The sequence below is a fragment of the Serratia sp. CoH_122_TC_1 genome (assembly GCF_058191755.1).
Genome location: NZ_JBXWLA010000009.1, coordinates 94,929 through 114,400 on the forward strand (window position 1 = coordinate 94,929; position 19,472 = coordinate 114,400).

Sequence of the window (19,472 nt, forward strand, 5' to 3'; positions counted from 1 at the left end):
TTCGCACAACAGGTTTATTTTCACAGCATAAAAAACGCGCGTCAGATCACGCTTTGTTCGCGATGCCGAGTACCTTGGCCTCTGGGGCGCTGCCGTCCAGTAGCGCCAGCGTCGGGCCGTCATAATAAATGCGACCGTCAACCACGAGTAAGGTGCGCGGCGCGATCCGCGCGGCATCATCCAGATTGTGGGAAACCATCAGTAATGTCAGGGATCGCTGGTCGCAAACCTCCTGCAGTAGCTGCAACATTTCATTGCGCAGTGCGGGATCGAGCGCTGAGAAAGGCTCGTCGAGCAACAGGATAGGCTGTTGACGGATCAGACAGCGGGCCAAGGCTGCACGCTGGCGCTGGCCACCGGATAGCTGTGACGGCAGGCGCGTCAAATGTTCTTCCAATCCCACTTGTCGCGCGATGTGTGCCAACTGTTGCTTCTGTTCTTCCTTCAGCCGCAATCCGGGATCCAGACCTAATCCGATGTTCTGTGCCACCGTCAAATGGGCGAACAGGTTATTTTCCTGAAACAGCATAGAGACGGGGCGTTTAGCCGGTGGCGTAGTGGTGTGGTCGCTGCCATTGAGCCGCAGCTTGCCGCAGGTGGCAGACAGGAATCCGGCGATCAGGCTAAGAAGCGTGCTTTTTCCTGCCCCGCTGGGGCCAAGCACCGCGACACGTTCGCCCGGCTCAATGCGCAGATCAAAGCGCATGGGCAGGTGTTCATACAGGTAGGTCAGTTTTTCAAGATCTATCATGGCGGCCTGGTAAACGTTCGATCAAGGTAAACAGTAGGAAGCACAACAGTAGCAGCAACAGTGCGGTGACCGCGCCGTCATTACTGCGATAGGCGCCAATCTGTTGATACAGGTAAAAAGGTAGCGTACGGAAGTGCTCGTTGCCGAACAGGGCCACCACGCCAAAATCCCCGAGTGACAATACGCAGGCGAAGGCTAACGCCTGTGCCAGTGGGCGGCGTAACGCTTTGAGTTCGATCCAGCGTAGCCGTTGCCAACCGTGGATATCCAGTGACAAACACAGCGGGTTGTAACGTTCAGCGAGGTCGCGCATGGGGTTTTCCAGCACTTTCAACGCATAAGGCACTGCCATCAACGCATTGGTGAGGATAACCAGCGCATAGGGCGATTGCGGTAGCCCCAGGGTATCGCTTAACAACAAGAAGAAGCCGGTAGCCAGCACGATACCCGGCATTGCCAGGATCACCATGCCGCTCAGTTCCAACGTATGGCCAAAGCGTAATCGCTGTTGCAGCTTTAATTCACGGCTACTCCACAACAGCATCATCGTCAGCATGACACAGAGTGCGCCTGCACCGAGCGCGATGCGTAGCGAGGTGAACAACGCCTGCCAGAGCACCTGTTGTTGTAGAACGCTGACCAGTGTTTGATTGGCCCCGTCGGTAATGACGGCCAGCAGCGGGGGTAACAGTAACAGCAGCGCGGCGGTAATCAGCAGAACATCACTGGTGCGTCGCCACAGGCTATCTTCCGGATTGCGCCAACGGTGGGCATGGGTGCTGCCAACGGGCAGCGCCTGACTCAAACGCTGACTGAGCACCACCAGGCCCAGACAGCATGCCAGTTGGATAAGAGCCAGCAGTGCTGCACGGCTGAGATCGTAGTCATAACTGAGTGCCTGATAGATAGCCAGTTCGATGGTGGTGGCTTGCGGCCCGCCTCCCAGTGATAGCACGGTGGCGAAGCTGGCGAAGCACAACATAAAGATCAGCGCACCGCTCGGCAGAATTTGACGACGCAGCGCTGGCCACTCGACAAAGCGGAATTGCTGCCAACCGCTCATGCCAAGCTGGGCCGCCAGTTGGCGTTGCTCGACCGGAATGTTTTCCAGTGCCTGTAACAGTAGCCGGGTCGCTAGAGGCAGGTTGAAGAACATGTGGGCTAACAGGATGCCCTGCAGGCCGTAAGGGGAGAAACTGTAGTCGATGCCGAGCCAGCCGCATAGCGCGGCCAACCAGCCTTGTCGGCCATACACACTGAGCAAGCCGAATACGGCTACCAGTACGGGCAGCACCAGCGTCATGGCACACAACCGCAGCAGCAGTTGACGACCAGGAAAACGGCGGCGGTATAGCGCACGTGCCAATAGGATTGCGGGCAGCACCGAAATCAGTGCAGACAGCAACGCCTGCCAGAAGGTGAAACGGACCACATGCCACAGGTAGCTGTCTTGCCACAGGCCGCGCCAGTCGCTTTCCGGCGCGTGTCGCCACAGAGAACCCATCGCCAATACGGCGATGGTCAGGATCAGACCGGCGGCCAGTAGCCCCGGCCATAGCCAATGCGGGATCAGTGGCTGACGGCGGTTTGCCATGCTCGGATCCAGTTGCCGCGTTGTTTAGCCACGTCTTCTGCACTGTATTGCAGCGCTGTCTGCGGTACAGTCATTTGCTCAAAACCTGCGGGTAATTGGGTTTTGATCACCGGGTACATCCAGTTGCCTGTTGGAATGGTGTTCTGGAACGCCGGAGTGACCATAAATTGCATAAAGCGCTCGGCCAGCGCCGGTTGTTTGCTGGCTTTGAGTTTGCCCGCCACTTCGACTTGCAGATAGTGGCCTTCGCTAAAATTGGCCGCAGCGTAGCTGTCTTTCTTCTCTTCAATAAGATGATAGGCAGGGGAGGTGGTGTAGCTGAGCACCAGATCGCCTTCACCTTTCAGGAACAAACCGTAAGCTTCACTCCAGCCCTTTGTCACGGTGACGGTTTTTTTCGCCAGTTTCTGCCAAGCTTCGGGGGCTTTGTCACCATAGACTTTCTGCATCCACAGCAGCAGGCCCAGGCCCGGAGTACTGGTGCGCGGATCTTCGTAAATCACTTTCCATTTTTGATCGCTGTCGACCAGTTCTCGCAGGCTTGTGGGTGGGTTCTTCAGTTTTTCTTTATTGTAAACAAAGGCAAAGTAACCGTAGTCGTAAGGCACGAAGGTTTTATCCTGCCAGCCGCCAGGCACACTCAAGGTTGCGCTGTTAACGCCGCTTGGCGCGAATAAACCGGTTTGTTGCGCGGCCTGCAGCAGGTTGTTGTCCAATCCCAGAACCACGTCGGCGGCACTGTTTTTGCCTTCCATGCGTAAACGGTTAAGCAGTGAGACACCGTCTTCCAGGGCAACGAATTTCAGCTCACAGTCGCACTGGGCCTCAAAGGCCTTTTTGACTGCCGGGCCAGGGCCCCAGTCGGCAGCGAAAGAATCATAGGTATAGACCGTCAGCGTGGGTTTGGCGAACACCGGTGCGGCGCTCAACAACAGTAATAAGGGCAGGCTTTTTTTGACCACTTTGCACTCCTGAACATTTAGGGGGCAAAGGTATCTGAGGGGGCGAATGGCGGCTGCCGGTTCGCTAGGCTCAAATCCCTCCGCCGGTATTGACCGGATCAGGTTCGACGGGTTTATACCCTTCATACTTGACGTTGCAGCGGTGTTGGCTTCTCTCTCTCCCCAGTCACATAGGAATTTTATGTTCTTGGGGATTCGCTCGTTTGCCGCCTACCTGCAACTTCAATTATTTTGGGTATATCTCAGCAATAATTCGTTTTTTGCACCCCGTTGAGACGGCGCCATTGTAAAGACTAACGCGCGCTGGTGAAAGATGCTTATGCTTCCGGTGGCGCAAACCACGCGGATTTAAAATCAAACCAGCCGAGGGTGTTCATCCGCACGCCGCGCATACTCCGTTGACCGTGTAGCTGTAGCCAGTGGTGGAACAGCGGATGCAACTGATGACTGCTGACCAGGCGTTGACCAAAATCGGCCAGCGGTAAGGCATTGGCGCGCCATAACATCGCATCCTCTGCGAGATCTTCATTCATGCAGTGCTGCATTAGCGGCAACTCATACAGCGTGGCGAACAGTGAGAATTCCAGCGGCAGATAGAAGTTGGCGCTGCCTAGCCACACATCGCTGATCGCATCGCCTTTGTGCCAGGTGTCGTAATCGACGCTCTGAATCTTCAGCTTGATACCCTGCTGCGCCAGCAAAGGTTCGATCGCCTGTTGAATGGCATGGAATTCCGAGTGTTCGCTGTAGAAGGTCAGCGTCAGTTCGGTTAATCCAGGTGGTTTGGGTTGCAGGGCCAGCGCACGGTTATGATGCCAGCGCGGCAAAATGCCATAGGCGGGAGACCAATAGCGTTGGTAGATAGGCCCGGCGTTGCTCAGCAGTGAAATGGGGTTAATCAACTCACACAGCCAACTGCGAATGGCCGGATCTGCCGCCAATGGGGAACGTTGATCGAACAACAGGAAATAGCAGCCTTCTTCCAATCGGCTTTCCAGCTCATTTTTGCCGGTATCGTCAGCTTGCAGTTGTACGCCTGAATGTACCAGTTCTTCTGTCACTTCCGGCAATACCCAGATATTTACCTCATCGATCAGTGCCCGGTAACCAAAGTAATCGTCGAAGGCGTGAATTTTCATCTGACTGCGGTGGTTCCGTTCCACACTGTACGGCCCGGTGCCGATTGGATGGCGTGAGAACTCTGGCAGACTCTGCCACTCACGTGGGAGGATCATGGCGTGCACAGAGCCCAGCAACCAGGGGAGCCAGTAGTCGGGGCTGAGCAGGTGCACGTCAATCACGTATGGCGTCGGTGACGTCACTCGCTCGATATGGGAAAACAGGGGCTGCGGTGTCAACCGACTGAGCGTGCTGATGACATCCTCCATTTCCAGTTCACGGCCATGGTGAAAATGGATCGCCGGACGTAGATAAAAACGCCAGTGCAGCGGTGTTAACGCTTGCCAATGATGCGCGAGATCTGATTCTAGTTCCCCGTTTTCCTCATTTATACGCGTCAGTCCGCTGAAAATCTGCCGTGCCAAATGGGTTTCCGAACGTCGTAACGCCGAACCGGGCAACAGGTTGTATAACTGGCGATAGTAGAGCACACGCAGAATGTGTTTACCCTGACGAAAGCTGCGCCCCAGTTGCGAGAGGAGCATCTGTCGCACCACATTTTTATCGCCGACCAATTGCACCAGTTGATCGATGCGGTCTTGTTCCAACAGGTCTTCCGCCCGCTGCTGCTGCAATGCCAGGCCAGTATAGTGGAAGGTGAGCCGCGAACGTTTGCCGCGACCCGATTCCGCTTGCCAGGTCAGCCAGCCTTGCTGCTGCATGGCCCCAAGTAGCGAACGCACGTGACGACGTGAGCAGGTGAGCGCGTCGGCCAGTTCTTGCAGCGTGGTCTCTGTCGGCTCGCCATGGCAGCGTTGCCACAGGCGAATGAACTGCTGTTGCAATCTGGAGGTGGACATAAAAGAGGAACGCTCCGGCATCAACTCATCAATTTATCTTTCCCTATATTACGCCGATAATTTTCCTCAATGAAAGGGGGAGGGCGACGGATGAAAGTTTTCTTGTCAAAACAGTTCTATCAGCGCTACTTCAGTGCGGTACGCCGGCAGCACGCCGACTGGCTGGGCCAGGTGCCTGAACAGGCACGATTGGACATGTTGGCCCACCTGACCCAGTGGGACATTAAGAGCATGACGGACAAGCAATACCGCGAGCACCTCTGAGGCTACGGTAATGAAAGTGTTTCTGAGTAATGGTGTTGTTCACCAGCCAGTGGGGTCATACCCACTGGTTTTTTTATTGTGGGCCATGGGGATGTTCTTGCAATTTTTCTCCCGTAGCCTAAGGTTCTGTCTTCCGCTTTAGGGCCAGGGAACGATGATATGAAACGCCAGCGCTGGCTGCCACGCCGCTTTAATCCTGTCTTTGCCGCTTTCCTGCTGATCGCGTTTCTTTCCGGCATTGCCGGGGCACTCTTGGCGCCGACGCTGAGCCTGTTCCTGACCACTGAAGTTAAGGTACGACCGTTATGGGTTGGCCTGTTCTACACCGTTAATGCCATTGTCGGTATTGCCGTCAGTTTTCTGTTGGCCAAGCGTTCGGATACGCAGGGTGACCGGCGTAAGTTGATTCTGATGTGCTGTGTTATGGCGATCGGCAACTGTCTGCTGTTTGCCTTCAATCGTGACTATTTGACGCTGATTACCGCCGGTGTGCTGTTGTCGGCTATTGCCAATACGGCGATGCCGCAAATTTTCGCGCTGGCGCGAGAATATGCTGACAGCTCGGCGCGTGAAGTCGTGATGTTCAGCTCGGTGATGCGTGCGCAATTGTCGCTGGCATGGGTGATTGGTCCGCCGCTGTCGTTTACGCTGGCGCTGACTTATGGATTTACCGTGATGTTCGTGATTGCGGCGACAACCTTTGCTGTCTGTGCACTATTGGTGTGGTTTACCTTGCCATCAGTGCCGCGTGCTGGGCAGCAAGCACAGGACGATGCGCTTGCCAATACGGCCTCTGCCCCTATTGCCCCCGTGAGTGCCTGGCGTAACCCTGATGTGCGGCGCTTGTTTATCGCCTCGATGCTGATGTGGACGTGCAATACGATGTATATCATCGATATGCCGCTCTACATTACCGCGGATTTGGGGCTACCGGAGAATCTGGCGGGTCTGCTGATGGGGACAGCGGCGGGGTTGGAGATCCCGGCAATGCTGCTGGCTGGCTATTACGTCAAACGCTTCGGCAAGCGCAACATGATGCTGTTTGCTGTGGCAGCGGGTATTTTGTTTTATGCCGGGTTGGTGATGTTTAAATTCAAGCTGGCACTGATGGTGCTACAGCTATTCAACGCCATATTTATTGGCATTATCGCTGGCATCGGCATGCTGTATTTCCAGGACCTGATGCCGGGACGGCCGGGGGCAGCGACGACGTTGTTTACCAACAGCATTTCTACCGGTGTGATTTTGGCGGGTGTACTGCAGGGGGCATTGGTGGAAAATCTGGGCCATTATGCGGTGTATTGGTTCGCGACCGTCCTGGCTGTAGTGGCGTTATGGGTGAGCGCTCGCGTGCCGGAAGTGTGAGTTTTAACGTCAGCAACATTGACGCATGTCATTGAGAACATGACGCCAACCCCCCAAGCTAAATGGAACACGGAGCGTGACTGCTGCGCTCCCGCCCATCTTGTTGCTGAGATGCCGATCCGTTTAGAAAAGTGGGTATGTTATGGATAAACTAACACCGCTCAAACCTGTCCCTTCTCTGTGTGCCCTCGCTGCGACTTTGCTAATTTGGTTTGTGATCCCTGTGCCTGATGGGGTAGAGCCCAATGCCTGGCATTTGCTGGCGCTGTTTATCGGCACCATTATTGCCATCATCGGCAAAGCGATGCCGATCGGTGCCGTTTCAGTGGTGGCCATTGCGCTGGTGGCCGTGACCGGCGTTACCCATCCCGGCAATCCAGGCGCGGCGCTGAATGACGCGCTGAGTGGATTTTCCAACCAATTGATCTGGCTGATTGGTTTCTCGATTATGATTTCTCTTAGCCTGAACAAAACCGGGTTAGGTGCACGTATTGGCTATTACTTTATTTCGCTGTTTGGCAAAAAGACGCTGGGGATCGCCTATGCATTGACGCTGGCTGAGACCACGTTGGCACCGGTAACGCCAAGCAATACGGCCCGTGGCGGCGGGATTATCCACCCGATCATGAGATCGATCGCCGATAGCTTTGGCTCCAAACCCGAGTTGAATACCTCCGGTAAAATTGGCCGCTATCTGTCATTGGTAAATTACAATATCAACCCTATCACTTCTGCGATGTTTATTACCGCTACGGCACCTAACCCCTTGATCGTCAGTTTGATTGCCAAAGGCACCCATGGCAACTTTGAACTCTCCTGGTCTATGTGGGCTGTTGCGGCTTTGGTACCGGGATTGTGCTCGCTTATCGTTATGCCATTGGTGATTTACCTGTTGTATCCACCGGACGTGAAAAGTACCCCGGATGCACCACTTTTCGCCCGTGAAAAACTGCAGGCATTGGGACACATCACATTACCCGAGAAAATCACCTTGGCGGTGTTTGCCTTGTTATTGGTGATGTGGGCAGGTATCCCGGCGATGATCTTTGGACCGGCCTTGTCGGTAAACCCAACCACTGCGGCGCTGATTGGCCTGGCGGTGCTATTGGCTACGGGGGTGTTGAGCTGGGAAGACGTGCTGAAACACAAGGGCGCTTGGGATACCGTCGTGTGGTTCTCAGCGCTGGTGATGATGGCCAGTTTCCTTGGTAAGTTGGGATTGATCAGTTGGCTGTCGCAAACGGTGGGCAACGGTATCGATCACATGGGCATGAGCTGGGTCGGTGGCACGGTACTGCTGACCATTATCTATCTGTACTCGCATTACTTTTTCGCCAGCACCACCGCACACGTCACTGCCATGTTCGCCGCGTTCTTTGCTGCTGGTGTTGCGCTGGGTGCCCCGCCTGCATTGCTGGGACTGATCCTGGCGTTCTCTTCTTCACTGATGATGTCACTGACTCACTATGGCACGGGAACAGCACCGATTATTTTCGGCTCTGGCTATGTGACGCTAGGGGAGTGGTGGAAAGCCGGTTGGGTGATGAGCGTGGTTAACCTGTTGATTTGGATTTTGATTGGTGGGGCGTGGTGGAAGTGGCTGGGTTATTGGTGATACCCGTCATACTTGAAACTGCCGCTGTTTGGGTTGTGTAAGGGGCCCCCTGCCACTGAGTTTACTCAGCTCCAGGGGGCGCCTTGCCGTATTGGGAGTCTTAGCCGATGATCAGTTCAGAAACGCAGGCTGCTGCGCTTCGTAGCGGGAAATATCGGCCTCGTGTTGCAGCGTCAAACCAATACTGTCCAGCCCGTTGATCATGCAGTGGCGGCGGAAGCTGTCAATCTCGAATGGATAGCTTTTACCGCCAGCGTTGACGGTCTGATTTTCCAGATCGACCACGAACTCGACGCCTTCATTGTCTGCCACCAGTTTGAACAATTCATCGACTTCTTGTTCGCTCAGTGTGACAGGTAACAACTGGTTGTTGAACGAGTTGCCATAGAAGATATCAGCGAAGCTTGGTGCAATCACGACTTTAAAACCGTAATCGGTCAGTGCCCACGGCGCATGCTCACGTGAGGAGCCACAGCCAAAGTTTTCACGCGCCAGCAGGATACTGGCCCCCTTGTAACGCGGTTTGTTCAGCACGAACTCTGGGTTCGGTTGTTGACCGGCATCGTCGAGAAAACGCCAGTCGTTGAACAGATGCTGGCCGAAACCTGTGCGCGTGACTTTCTGTAAAAACTGTTTTGGGATGATGGCGTCGGTATCGACGTTAGCCGCGTCCAGAGGGACGACTAAACCGATATGCTGAGTAAATTTAGACACGTTAGCCCCTTAGTGAATATCACGGATATCGGCGAAATGACCGGCAACGGCAGCCGCAGCAGCCATAGCAGGGCTGAGCAGGTGCGTACGGCCACCACGGCCCTGACGCCCTTCAAAGTTACGGTTGCTGGTGGATGCACAGCGTTCGCCGGGGTTCAGACGGTCGTTGTTCATTGCCAGGCACATTGAGCAACCCGGCAGACGCCATTCAAAACCGGCTTCAATAAAGATTTTATCCAAGCCTTCAGCCTCTGCCTGCGCCTTTACTGGGCCGGAGCCGGGCACCACGATAGCTTGAACGCCGTTGGCAACCTTGCGTCCCTTGGCGATCGCCGCTGCGGCACGCAGATCTTCGATGCGCGAATTGGTGCAAGAACCGATAAACACTTTGTCGATCGGCACTTCAGTCAGTTTGATACCCGGTTTGAGATCCATGTAGGCCAGTGCCTTCTCGGCAGAGGCTCGTTCGACAGGATCGCTAAAGGATTCCGGTGCAGGGATCACCTGATTGACGGCGATCACCTGGCCTGGGTTAGTACCCCAGGTGACCTGTGGCGCAATATCTTCTGCGCGTAAGGTCACCACGGTATCGAATTTGGCGTCATCATCGGACTTCATCGTACGCCAGTAAGCGACAGCCTGTTCCCAGTTGCTGCCGGTCGGCGCAAACTGGCGGCCCTTCAGGTAATCAAAGGTGGTGTCGTCCGGTGCAACCAGCCCGGCCTTGGCCCCCATTTCAATCGCCATGTTGCACAGGGTCATGCGGCCTTCCATGCTCAGCGCTTCAATCGCTTTGCCGCAGAATTCCACTACGTGACCTGTACCGCCAGCGCTGCCAGTTTTGCCGATGATCGCCAGCACAATGTCCTTGGCGGTAATGCCTTCGGCTGCGTCGCCGGCGACTTCAATTTTCATCGTCTTGGCGCGACCCTGTTTCAGGGTCTGGGTCGCCAGTACGTGTTCGACTTCCGAGGTGCCAATACCGAATGCCAGCGAGCCAAAGGCGCCGTGCGTTGCGGTGTGGGAGTCTCCGCACACGATGGTCATGCCCGGCAGCGTCATGCCCTGTTCAGGGCCGATGACGTGCACGATACCCTGGAACGGGTGGTTCAGATCGTACAGGGAGACACCGAATTCAGCACAGTTCTTGATCAGCTCCTGCATTTGAATTCGTGCCATCTCGCCGCTGGCGTTGATGTCTTTGGTTTGGGTCGAGACGTTGTGATCCATGGTGGCGAACGTTTTGCCCGGTTGACGAACTTTGCGGCCCATGGCGCGCAGGCCATCAAACGCCTGTGGCGAAGTGACTTCGTGCACCAAATGACGGTCGATGTATAACAGCGGCGTTTCGTTTGGGGCTTCGTACACCACGTGGGCATCGTACAGCTTTTGATATAAGGTCTTGGCCATGTTATGCCCCCTGAGCTACAAAGCGGGCGATGATGTCGCCCATTTCATCGGTGCTGATGGCGTTACCTGTACCGGCCAGATCGGCGGTGCGGTAGCCCTGTTCCAGCGCCTGGTTTATCGCGCGCTCTACGGCATCAGCCGCGTCGGCGGCACCCAGGCTGTATCGCAACAGCAGGGTGGCCGACAGAATCTGAGCGATTGGGTTAGCGATACCTTTACCCGCGATGTCTGGCGCAGAACCGCCAGCCGGCTCATACAGACCGAAACCTTGCTCGTTCAGGCTGGCGGATGGCAGCATGCCCATTGAACCGGTGATCATGGCGCATTCGTCGGACAGGATGTCGCCGAACAGGTTGGAGCACAGCAGCACGTCGAATTGGGACGGATCTTTAATCAGCTGCATGGTGGCGTTGTCGATGTACATGTGCGACAGCGACACGTCCGGGTAATCTTTAGCAACCTGATTGACCACTTCCCGCCACAGGATTGAGCTTTGCAGGACGTTGGCTTTGTCGATAGAGGTGACTTTGTTGCGACGCTTACGGGCGGATTCAAAGGCGATGCGTGCAATGCGTTCAATCTCGAAACGGTGATAGACCTCAGTGTCGAAAGCACGTTCCTGCATGCCTTGGCCTTCACGGCCTTTCGGCTGGCCAAAGTAAATACCGCCGGTCAGTTCGCGCACGCACAAAATATCGAATCCCCGGGCGGCGATGTCGGCGCGCAGTGGGCAGAATTCTTCTAAGCCTTGGTACAAACGCGCGGGACGCAGGTTACTAAACAGCTTGAAGTGCTTACGCAGTGGCAGTAACGCGCCGCGTTCTGGTTGTTCGGCGGGGGGCAGGTGTTCCCATTTCGGGCCACCCACGGAGCCAAACAGAATAGCATCGGCTTGCTCACAACCCGCAAGGGTAGCCTGGGGCAGTGGGCTGCCATGACGGTCGATGGCGATGCCACCGACGTCATATTCGGCTTCGGTGATGCGGATATCAAAGCGCTGACGCACTGCGTCCAACACTTTACGCGCCTGGGCCATTACTTCTGGGCCGATTCCGTCTCCGGGTAAGACGGCAATGTGGTAAGTCTTCGTCATGTTCACACCGTTTCCTGATTATTTTGATGTTTGCTTTGCTGCAGACGCTGTTTTTCTTTTTCTACCTGCTGAGAGCGCCAAATATTATTCAATACGTGAACCATCGCCTTGGCTGAGGATTCCACGATGTCGGTCGCAAGGCCCACGCCGTGGAAGCGACGACCGTTGTAGGACACGACAATATCAACCTGGCCCAGTGCATCACGGCCTTGACCTTTGGCCGTTAACTGGTATTTCACCAACTCGATTGGGTAACCGGTAATGCGATTGATAGCTTGGTAAACTGCGTCAACCGGGCCGTTGCCTGTGGCCGCTTCGGCTTTTTCTTCTTCACCACAGATCAATTTCACCGATGCGGTCGCCATGATGCTGCTACCTGACTGGACGCTGAAATAGTCCAGGCTGAAATGCTCTGGTTCTTCTTGCTGCTTATTAATGAAGGCCAATGCTTCCAGATCGTAATCGAACACTTGGCCTTTCTTGTCGGCCAGCTTCAGGAATGCGGCGTACAGGTTGTCCAGGTTATAGTCCTGTTCCTTATAGCCCATTTCTTCCATACGGTGTTTTACCGCAGCACGACCGGAACGGGAGGTCAGGTTCAGTTGCACATCTTTCAGACCAATGGTCTGCGGTGACATGATTTCGTAGTTTTCACGGTTCTTCAGGACACCATCTTGGTGGATACCGGATGAGTGTGCGAAAGCATTGGAGCCCACGATCGCCTTGTTGGCCGGGATCGGCATGTTACACAACTGGCTGACAATTTGACTGGTGCGGAAAATTTCCTGGTGGTTGATATTGGTGTGCACGTTCATGATGTCCTGGCGCACTTTGATCGCCATGATCACTTCTTCCAACGAGGTGTTGCCTGCACGCTCACCAATGCCGTTCAACGTCCCTTCAACCTGGCGCGCACCTGCCTGCACCGCGGCGATAGAGTTGCCGACTGCCATACCCAAATCGTCATGGCAATGGACAGAAATAATGGCTTTATCGATATTGGGGACGCGGTTGTACAGGGTGCTGATGATGCCGCCAAACTGGTTCGGCGTGGTGTAACCCACGGTATCCGGGATATTGATCGTTGTCGCGCCAGCATTAATCGCCGCTTCCACCACACGGCACAGATTATCGATGGGAGTACGGCCTGCATCTTCACAAGAGAACTCTACGTCGTCTGTGTAATTGCGAGCACGTTTCACTGACCGAATCGCCATCTCCAGCACTTCATCGAACGAACGCTTCAACTTTGATTCGATGTGCAGGGTTGAGGTGGCCAGGAAGACGTGAATACGAAAGGCTTCGGCGACACGCAATGCTTCGGCCGCGACGTCGATATCTTTATCGACGCATCGGGCCAATCCACACACACGGCTATTTTTGATCTGACGGGCGATGGTTTGCACCGATTCGAAATCACCCGGTGAAGAGACTGGGAAACCGACTTCCATGACGTCGACCCCCATTCTTTCCAGTGCCATCGCTATCTGAATCTTCTCTTTCACGCTCAGACTGGCTTGCAGCGCTTGTTCACCATCACGCAGCGTTGTATCGAAAATAATGACTTGTTGGCTCATCAGGGCGTTCCTTATCGTGTTTATTTCACGCTAAGCGGGTAAAAAAAAACCCGCGCAGTAGCGCGGGTTTGTTATGTCGTGGGCTGAATCAGCTCTGAACTTCGTCCACTGGCATACCGCGCAAAGAAGATGCGTTAAGTAGTAGGCCTAGTAGACGATGTGTACGGTTCATAGCGGTTCACGTTCTCAAAATAATGTCGTTGTCTAATTTGATACGTTATTGGCTTGGCGCTGTCAACACCTGATTGAAAATGGGGATAGTCTTTACATACGTGGTTAACGGCGTAACGCTTTAGACGATAATTCGGTAAAAAATGATGTTGCCAGAGAAAAAATCATGAGTGATTTGCGGGCCTCTTAGCATAAATTAACTGAATATATATTGTCGTAATTGCTTCTGATTTACATTTGGTTAATATTGAAAGTGCGTAACCATCGCTCTCGCGAGACTAAAAGAGTGTTTTTGATTTTTTGCATTCCTATTGTCAATGTGTTTGTGCTTTTTATTGTTCCAGTGAATGTGTTAGACGATCTGGCTATCAATAGGTAAGAATCAGATGTTTGACAGGTTATGCTTTTGTATTTTATTTTCTTGGGTATGAACAGTTAATGGTGAGTGTGTCAGGTGATGTTATAACTGCGAGTTATATTGTGACTGTTTGTTGGGTTTTTAATGCGGTTTTTCTGTCTGCAACCAAGAAAATAATCGAGATATACGTCAGTATTTAATCTTTAATCACGTTTTTATATGGGATGATGCTCAAGCCAATTTTTAAATAGAGGGCGATGGGCAACTAACTTTTCGTGTGTGATTCAGAGAGTGATGTTTCAATCATTGTTTTGATTATATTCGTTTGAGTTATCTAAATAGGACTTAGTGGAGTGAGATATGTCGGAATTAAATTCAGAGGTTGTTATTGATCAATGTGTGAGTGAAATACACCTGCGTAGCGTCGATCTGAACCTGCTCACGGTGTTTGACGCGGTTATGCAAATGCAGAACATTACGCGGGCGGCAAGCTTTTTGGGGATGTCACAACCCGCGGTGAGTAACGCTGTCGCGCGTTTGAAACTGATGTTTAATGACGAGCTTTTTGTGCGATGTGGGCGCGGCATTCAGCCCACAGTGCGTGCCAAACAGCTGTTTGGCCCGATGCGCCAGGCGTTGCAGCTTGTGCAAAATGAATTGCCAGGGGCGGAATTTGAGCCTGTGACCAGCGAGCGCATTTTCTCTGTTGCATTGTGCAGCCCGCTTGATTTGCGTTTGGGGGCGGCAATAATCAACCGCGTGAAAGAAATGGCACCGCAAATACATTTGAAAATAAATTCTTATATAACAAGTAACATTGACAACCAATTGCGTTATCAGGATGTGGAGTTTGTCATTGGTTATGCAAACTTTGAATCTACAGAGTTTAACAATGTTGTGCTTTTTGAGGATGAGCTGACGTTAGTCTTAGCCCAGAAACATCCGAGAATTGACGCTAACATCACACAGGAACAACTTTTATCGGAACAGCACGCTGTAGTATCGCTTGAGGGGTTCTATTCATTCAGTAAACCTTACTATATAAAAGAAACGATGCGGCGTGTCATCACCCAGCAGTGTACGGACTTATATAGTGTACTGAGCATTGTCTCCAATACAGACATGGTGGCTATTGTTCCTGCTTGGTTAGCTCAGCAGCAAGCCGAAAAATTACAGTTAAGATGTATTCCCTTGCCTTGGATTGAGGAAAAAGTAACATGCTATCTTTCTTGGCATGAATCAGCCGAACGCGATAAGGGGCATCAATGGTTGAAATCCATGCTGAGTCAGCCCGAGACCACTGAGTAAGTAACGGGTTATTACCCCCTAAGGCGGCTATCTCCCGATTGGGGGAATAATTTTTGCTGTTTGTTTATTAGGAATTACCTTGGGCTTATCTAAGATATATCTTGAGTTAAGTCTTTTTCATTAACCACTTCTTTATTTTTTCGATAGTTTTAGCAAAGTTTTTCAATGCGAAATTATATCCTGATATTTTAATTACGATTGGTGTTTTTACCTGTTGGTAAGGTGCTGCTGCCTGACATGCATTTCGTAGCCTGAATCAAACCTTTTAACCTTCTTTCTGTCCAAATGAATGGACGTGATGAAATTAATCTTGGTTTTGGCGCACACTTCGACGCTGAAATCTCTTTTCCCGCTGCCAGAGAGTAGGTAGACTGCGCGAAAAAAAGTAAACACGTGTAAGCTGAGATGCGGGATATGTCGTCCTGCCCAAGGTTAACTGTTTGATTCATTTCAGGCTTAGAGCGCTATGATCAATAATCTGCTGCAATACCATTTAACTCACCGTATACAGCATCAAGTTTCCCACCGTGCCGATCGCACAGCTTTTCGCCAATGGTCACCTGATGGTGAGACACAGCTGACCTGGCGACAGGTCGACGCGCATATCAGTCACATCGCGAGTGCGTTACTGGCATTGGGCATTGACGTACAGGAACGTATCGCCATTTTTGCCAACAACTGCATGGCTTGGTCACTGGTTGATTTGGCGATTCTGCAATTGCGTGGCGTTAGCGTGCCGCTGTATGCCACTAACACGGCGGCTCAGGCGGCTTTTATCATCAATGATGCTGATGTACGCATTCTGTTTGTTGGTGAGCAGGCCCAATTGGATGCCGCTATTGCATTGCGTGGCGTATGCCCGCAACTAAGCCACATTATTGTGTTTGATGACGCTGTCGATCTGCACGGCTGTGAAATTGCACAGCACCTGAGTACCTTCGAGCGTGAAGCTGACCTTGCCGCTGTTGAATCGCAGCGGCAGCAGCGTATCGCCGATTGCGATTTGGGCGATCTGTTCACACTGATCTATACCTCTGGCACCACCGGTGAACCAAAAGGGGTCATGCTGGATTATCGTAATCTGGCTGCGCAACTTTACCTGCACGATGAGCGACTGACGGTGAATGAAGAGGATGTTTCTCTCAGTTTCTTGCCAATGTCACATGTGTTTGAACGCGCCTGGAGCTTTTTTATCATGCATTCCGGCGCCCAGAACGTATTTTTGCCCAATACCGACTGGGTGCGTGAAGCCATGGCGTCGGTGCGTCCGACACTGATGTGCGCCGTGCCGCGTTTCTATGAAAAAATCTTCAGTGCAGTGCATGAAAAGGTGGCACGTGCGCCTTGGCTGCGTCGTGCGCTGTTCCATTGGGCCATTGTCTGCGGTGAGCGCAAATTCTTGCAGGAACGCGCCGGTAAACCTTTAGGTAAGCTGTTTGATCTTTCCCATCGCTGGGCCGATAAGCTAGTGCTGAGTAAGCTACGTGGCATTCTTGGCGGGCGGGTGCGTTTCTTGCCAGCGGCAGGTGCCAAACTTGACGACAACGTCATTCTGTTCTTTCAGGCGATGGGCGTTAACATCAAGTACGGTTATGGCATGACTGAGACGTGCGCCACCGTTTCCTGTTGGGAAGAAAGTGACTTCCGCTTTGGCTCAATTGGTAAACCCTTACCGGGAATTGAAGTGCGTATTGGGCAGGAGAATGAAATCCAGGTACGTGGTCCAATAGTGATGCGTGGTTATTTCAATAAACCATTGGAAACGGCTGACAGCTTTACTGAAGACGGTTGGCTGAAAACGGGTGACGCCGGCGCCATTGATGAAGGCGGTAACCTGTTCATTACCGAGCGCCTTAAAGATCTGATGAAAACCTCTGGCGGTAAGTATATTGCGCCGCAGATGCTGGAAGGCACGTTGGCACAGGATCGTTTTATCGAACAGGTGGCTATCATCGCCGATGCGCGTAAATTTGTTTCTGCTTTGATTGTGCCCAGCTTTGAGTCTCTGGAAGAGTACGCCAAGTCCATCAACCTGAAGTATCAGGATCGTATCGAGCTGTTGCGCAATAGCCATATCCTGGACATGTTTGAAAGCCGCCTGCGTGAGATGCAAAAAGAGCTGGCGCGTTTTGAACAGGTAAAAAGGTTTACCTTGTTGCCTGCCGCTTTCTCTATGGAGTTGGGCGAATTGACGCCAACGCTGAAACTGCGCCGCAAGGTCATTTCACAGCGCTATCAGCGTGAAATCGATTCTATGTACCAGGAGTAGATCCGCTATTGTCGCCGGGCGGATTGTTCGGCGAAAAAAACAGCATAATCCTTGCCTGATATAGTTCTGTAATTCCTCGCCTGACTGAAACAATGCCTAGCTTGATTTGCCCGTGGCTAGTGCATTGTTTCTGTAAATTCCCCGATCCCCAGCCTGTAGCAGTAACCCTTCACTCGTTGCGTCATTTTGCCGTTTGCCTGCCTCATATTCTGACGTTATGTTAATGGGTTATAGTCAATCCATAAAAATTTTGGGGTATTGCCCCACAGCAGGCGTCACGTTCCGGCGCCAGATAAGAATAAGTTAGCCTGGAGGCAAACCCATGGAGATGTTGTCAGGAGCCGAGATGGTCGTCCGATCGTTGATTGATCAGGGCGTTAAGCATGTATTCGGTTATCCCGGCGGGGCGGTGCTCGATATTTACGACGCCCTGCATACGGTTGGAGGAATCGATCATATATTGGTTCGTCATGAGCAAGGTGCCGTGCATATGGCCGATGGCTATGCACGTGCGACCGGTGAAGTGGGGGTGGTGTTGGTGACGTCCGGCCCCGGGGCAACCAATGCGATCACGGGTATTGCGACTGCCTATATGGACTCTATCCCTATGGTGGTGCTTTCCGGCCAGGTTCCCAGCTCACTGATTGGTTACGATGCTTTCCAAGAATGTGACATGGTCGGGATTTCCCGTCCGGTGGTAAAGCACAGCTTCTTGGTGAAACGCACCGAAGATATTCCCGGCGTACTGAAGAAAGCTTTTTATCTGGCTTCTACGGGCCGTCCTGGTCCCGTCGTGATTGACCTGCCGAAGGACATCGTGGGCCCTGCGGTGAGAATGCCTTATGCTTACCCGGATGAAGTGAGTATGCGTTCCTATAATCCAACGGTGCAGGGGCATCGTGGGCAGATCAAACGCGCATTGCACACCATTTTGTCGGCCAAAAAACCCGTCATGTATGTCGGTGGTGGCGCGATCAACTCCGCCTGCGACGCAGAACTGTTGGAACTGGCAGAAAAACTGAGTCTGCCGGTCACCTGTACCCTGATGGGGTTGGGCGCGTTTCCTGGTACGCATCGCCAGAGCGTTGGCATGCTCGGTATGCACGGGACTTATGAAGCCAACAAAACCATGCACAATTCCGACGTGATCTTTGCCGTCGGCGTGCGTTTTGACGATCGTACTACCAATAATCTGGCCAAATACTGTCCGGACGCAACCGTACTGCACATCGACATCGACCCTACGTCAATATCCAAGACGGTTGACGCCGATATTCCCATTGTCGGCGATGCCAAACAGGTGTTGACCCAGATGTTGGAGCTGTTGGCGCAGGAAGACAAAGCGCAGGATCACGACGCATTGCGTGATTGGTGGCAGTCAATTGAGCAGTGGCGCGCGCGCGACTGCCTGGGCTACGACAAAAACAGCGGTACCATTAAACCGCAGGCAGTGATCGAAACCCTGCACCGGCTGACAAAAGGGGATGCTTATGTGACCTCCGATGTCGGTCAGCACCAGATGTTCGCCGCACTTTACTATCCATTCGACAAACCGCGTCGTTGGATCAACTCCGGTGGGCTTGGCACCATGGGCTTTGGTCTGCCGGCGGCACTGGGTGTAAAACTGGCGTTGCCTGACGAAACTGTGGTCTGCGTGACCGGCGACGGCAGCATCCAGATGAACATTCAGGAACTGTCCACCGCACTGCAATACAACCTGCCGGTGATCGTAGTGAACCTGAACAACCGTTATCTGGGTATGGTGAAACAGTGGCAAGACATGATTTACTCCGGCCGCCACTCTCAATCTTATATGGATTCCCTGCCGGACTTTGTCAAGCTGGCAGAGGCGTACGGCCACGTAGGCATTGCCATTCGTACGCCGGATGAGCTGGAAAGCAAGCTGGCGCAGGCGCTGGCCGAAAAAGAACGCCTGGTATTTGTCGATGTGACCGTCGATGAAACCGAACATGTCTATCCAATGCAGATTCGTGGTGGAAGCATGGACGAAATGTGGTTAAGCAAAACGGAGAGGACCTGAT

The 19,472-nt window shown here is 52.9% G+C and carries 14 protein-coding genes; 6 read left to right on the top strand and 8 right to left on the bottom strand.

Annotation, left to right across the window (positions count from 1 at the left end; all coding sequences use genetic code 11):
• Positions 1 to 46: 46 nt before the first annotated feature.
• The 4 genes from thiQ to sgrR form a co-directional block, all read right to left on the bottom strand.
• Positions 47 to 751 (bottom strand): thiamine ABC transporter ATP-binding protein ThiQ, encoded by a 705-nt coding sequence (thiQ, locus tag AC2FC2_RS13330; protein ID WP_490659375.1) that lies wholly within the window; start codon positions 749 to 751, stop codon positions 47 to 49.
• Positions 738 to 2,345: a thiamine/thiamine pyrophosphate ABC transporter permease ThiP gene (gene thiP / locus AC2FC2_RS13335; protein WP_490659376.1), complete on the bottom strand. Its 1,608-nt coding sequence runs from the start codon at positions 2,343 to 2,345 to the stop codon at positions 738 to 740. The genes thiQ and thiP overlap by 14 nt, the downstream gene beginning before the upstream one ends.
• Positions 2,321 to 3,307: a thiamine ABC transporter substrate binding subunit gene (gene thiB, locus AC2FC2_RS13340; RefSeq protein WP_490308634.1), complete on the bottom strand. Its 987-nt coding sequence runs from the start codon at positions 3,305 to 3,307 to the stop codon at positions 2,321 to 2,323. Before thiB ends, thiP begins: the two co-directional genes overlap by 25 nt.
• A 317-nt stretch (positions 3,308 to 3,624) precedes the next feature.
• Positions 3,625 to 5,286: an HTH-type transcriptional regulator SgrR gene (sgrR, locus tag AC2FC2_RS13345; RefSeq protein WP_209635037.1), complete on the bottom strand. Its 1,662-nt coding sequence runs from the start codon at positions 5,284 to 5,286 to the stop codon at positions 3,625 to 3,627.
• Positions 5,287 to 5,376: 90 nt separating this feature from the next.
• Here sgrR and sgrT point away from each other — a divergent pair, with 90 nt between their 5' ends.
• From sgrT to AC2FC2_RS13360, 3 genes are all read left to right on the top strand, one after another.
• Complete coding sequence (sgrT, locus tag AC2FC2_RS13350) at positions 5,377 to 5,550, top strand: glucose uptake inhibitor SgrT (RefSeq protein ID WP_490659377.1); 174 nt, start codon at positions 5,377 to 5,379, stop codon at positions 5,548 to 5,550.
• Between the two features lie 159 nt (positions 5,551 to 5,709).
• The gene (locus AC2FC2_RS13355) at positions 5,710 to 6,915 is read left to right on the top strand and encodes a sugar efflux transporter (protein WP_490659378.1); all 1,206 of its coding nucleotides are present in this window, start codon (positions 5,710 to 5,712) and stop codon (positions 6,913 to 6,915) included.
• A gap of 142 nt (positions 6,916 to 7,057) precedes the next feature.
• Entirely contained in the window at positions 7,058 to 8,530 is a 1,473-nt protein-coding gene (locus AC2FC2_RS13360; RefSeq protein ID WP_209635043.1) for a DASS family sodium-coupled anion symporter, read from the top strand.
• Positions 8,531 to 8,641: 111 nt separating this feature from the next.
• Here the strand turns inward: AC2FC2_RS13360 and leuD are convergent, their stop codons facing one another.
• From leuD to leuA, 4 genes are read right to left on the bottom strand one after another with little or no spacing between them, the layout of a single operon-like run.
• The gene (leuD, locus tag AC2FC2_RS13365; RefSeq protein WP_037420776.1) at positions 8,642 to 9,244 is read right to left on the bottom strand and encodes a 3-isopropylmalate dehydratase small subunit; all 603 of its coding nucleotides are present in this window, start codon (positions 9,242 to 9,244) and stop codon (positions 8,642 to 8,644) included.
• 9 nt (positions 9,245 to 9,253) lie between these two features.
• A complete protein-coding gene (leuC, locus tag AC2FC2_RS13370; protein ID WP_265555791.1) occupies positions 9,254 to 10,654 on the bottom strand; it encodes a 3-isopropylmalate dehydratase large subunit in 1,401 nt (466 codons plus the stop codon).
• A 1-nt stretch (position 10,655) separates the two neighbouring features.
• On the bottom strand, positions 10,656 to 11,747 hold the full coding sequence (gene leuB, locus AC2FC2_RS13375) for a 3-isopropylmalate dehydrogenase (RefSeq protein WP_209635049.1): 1,092 nt from the start codon (positions 11,745 to 11,747) through the stop codon (positions 10,656 to 10,658).
• A 2-nt stretch (positions 11,748 to 11,749) separates the two neighbouring features.
• Positions 11,750 to 13,324, bottom strand: coding sequence for a 2-isopropylmalate synthase (gene leuA / locus AC2FC2_RS13380; RefSeq protein ID WP_209635051.1), 1,575 nt, complete (start codon positions 13,322 to 13,324; stop codon positions 11,750 to 11,752).
• Between the two features lie 889 nt (positions 13,325 to 14,213).
• On the opposite strand from leuA, the gene leuO reads away from it, so the two are divergent.
• The 3 genes from leuO to ilvI all read left to right on the top strand — a co-directional run bounded on the left by leuO (position 14,214) and on the right by ilvI (position 19,471).
• A complete protein-coding gene (gene leuO / locus AC2FC2_RS13385; RefSeq protein WP_490308631.1) occupies positions 14,214 to 15,161 on the top strand; it encodes a transcriptional regulator LeuO in 948 nt (315 codons plus the stop codon).
• A 466-nt stretch (positions 15,162 to 15,627) separates the two neighbouring features.
• Positions 15,628 to 17,430 (top strand): AMP-dependent synthetase/ligase, encoded by a 1,803-nt coding sequence (locus tag AC2FC2_RS13390; protein WP_490308629.1) that lies wholly within the window; start codon positions 15,628 to 15,630, stop codon positions 17,428 to 17,430.
• A gap of 322 nt (positions 17,431 to 17,752) precedes the next feature.
• The gene (ilvI, locus tag AC2FC2_RS13395) at positions 17,753 to 19,471 is read left to right on the top strand and encodes an acetolactate synthase 3 large subunit (RefSeq protein WP_209635057.1); all 1,719 of its coding nucleotides are present in this window, start codon (positions 17,753 to 17,755) and stop codon (positions 19,469 to 19,471) included.
• Position 19,472 lies beyond the last annotated feature (1 nt).

Excerpts from the sequence above, each read along its gene's own strand:
- leuB (WP_209635049.1), bottom strand. The coding sequence starts at position 11,747 with ATGACGAAGACTTACCACATTGCCGTCTTACCCGGAGACGGAATCGGC.
- AC2FC2_RS13390 (WP_490308629.1), top strand. The coding sequence starts at position 15,628 with ATGATCAATAATCTGCTGCAATACCATTTAACTCACCGTATACAGCAT.
- sgrT (WP_490659377.1), top strand. The coding sequence starts at position 5,377 with ATGAAAGTTTTCTTGTCAAAACAGTTCTATCAGCGCTACTTCAGTGCG.
- AC2FC2_RS13360 (WP_209635043.1), top strand. The coding sequence starts at position 7,058 with ATGGATAAACTAACACCGCTCAAACCTGTCCCTTCTCTGTGTGCCCTC.
- ilvI (WP_209635057.1), top strand. The coding sequence starts at position 17,753 with ATGGAGATGTTGTCAGGAGCCGAGATGGTCGTCCGATCGTTGATTGAT.
- sgrR (WP_209635037.1), bottom strand. The coding sequence starts at position 5,286 with ATGTCCACCTCCAGATTGCAACAGCAGTTCATTCGCCTGTGGCAACGC.
- AC2FC2_RS13355 (WP_490659378.1), top strand. The coding sequence starts at position 5,710 with ATGAAACGCCAGCGCTGGCTGCCACGCCGCTTTAATCCTGTCTTTGCC.
- thiQ (WP_490659375.1), bottom strand. The coding sequence starts at position 751 with ATGATAGATCTTGAAAAACTGACCTACCTGTATGAACACCTGCCCATG.
- leuA (WP_209635051.1), bottom strand. The coding sequence starts at position 13,324 with ATGAGCCAACAAGTCATTATTTTCGATACAACGCTGCGTGATGGTGAA.
- leuO (WP_490308631.1), top strand. The coding sequence starts at position 14,214 with ATGTCGGAATTAAATTCAGAGGTTGTTATTGATCAATGTGTGAGTGAA.
- leuC (WP_265555791.1), bottom strand. The coding sequence starts at position 10,654 with ATGGCCAAGACCTTATATCAAAAGCTGTACGATGCCCACGTGGTGTAC.
- thiP (WP_490659376.1), bottom strand. The coding sequence starts at position 2,345 with ATGGCAAACCGCCGTCAGCCACTGATCCCGCATTGGCTATGGCCGGGG.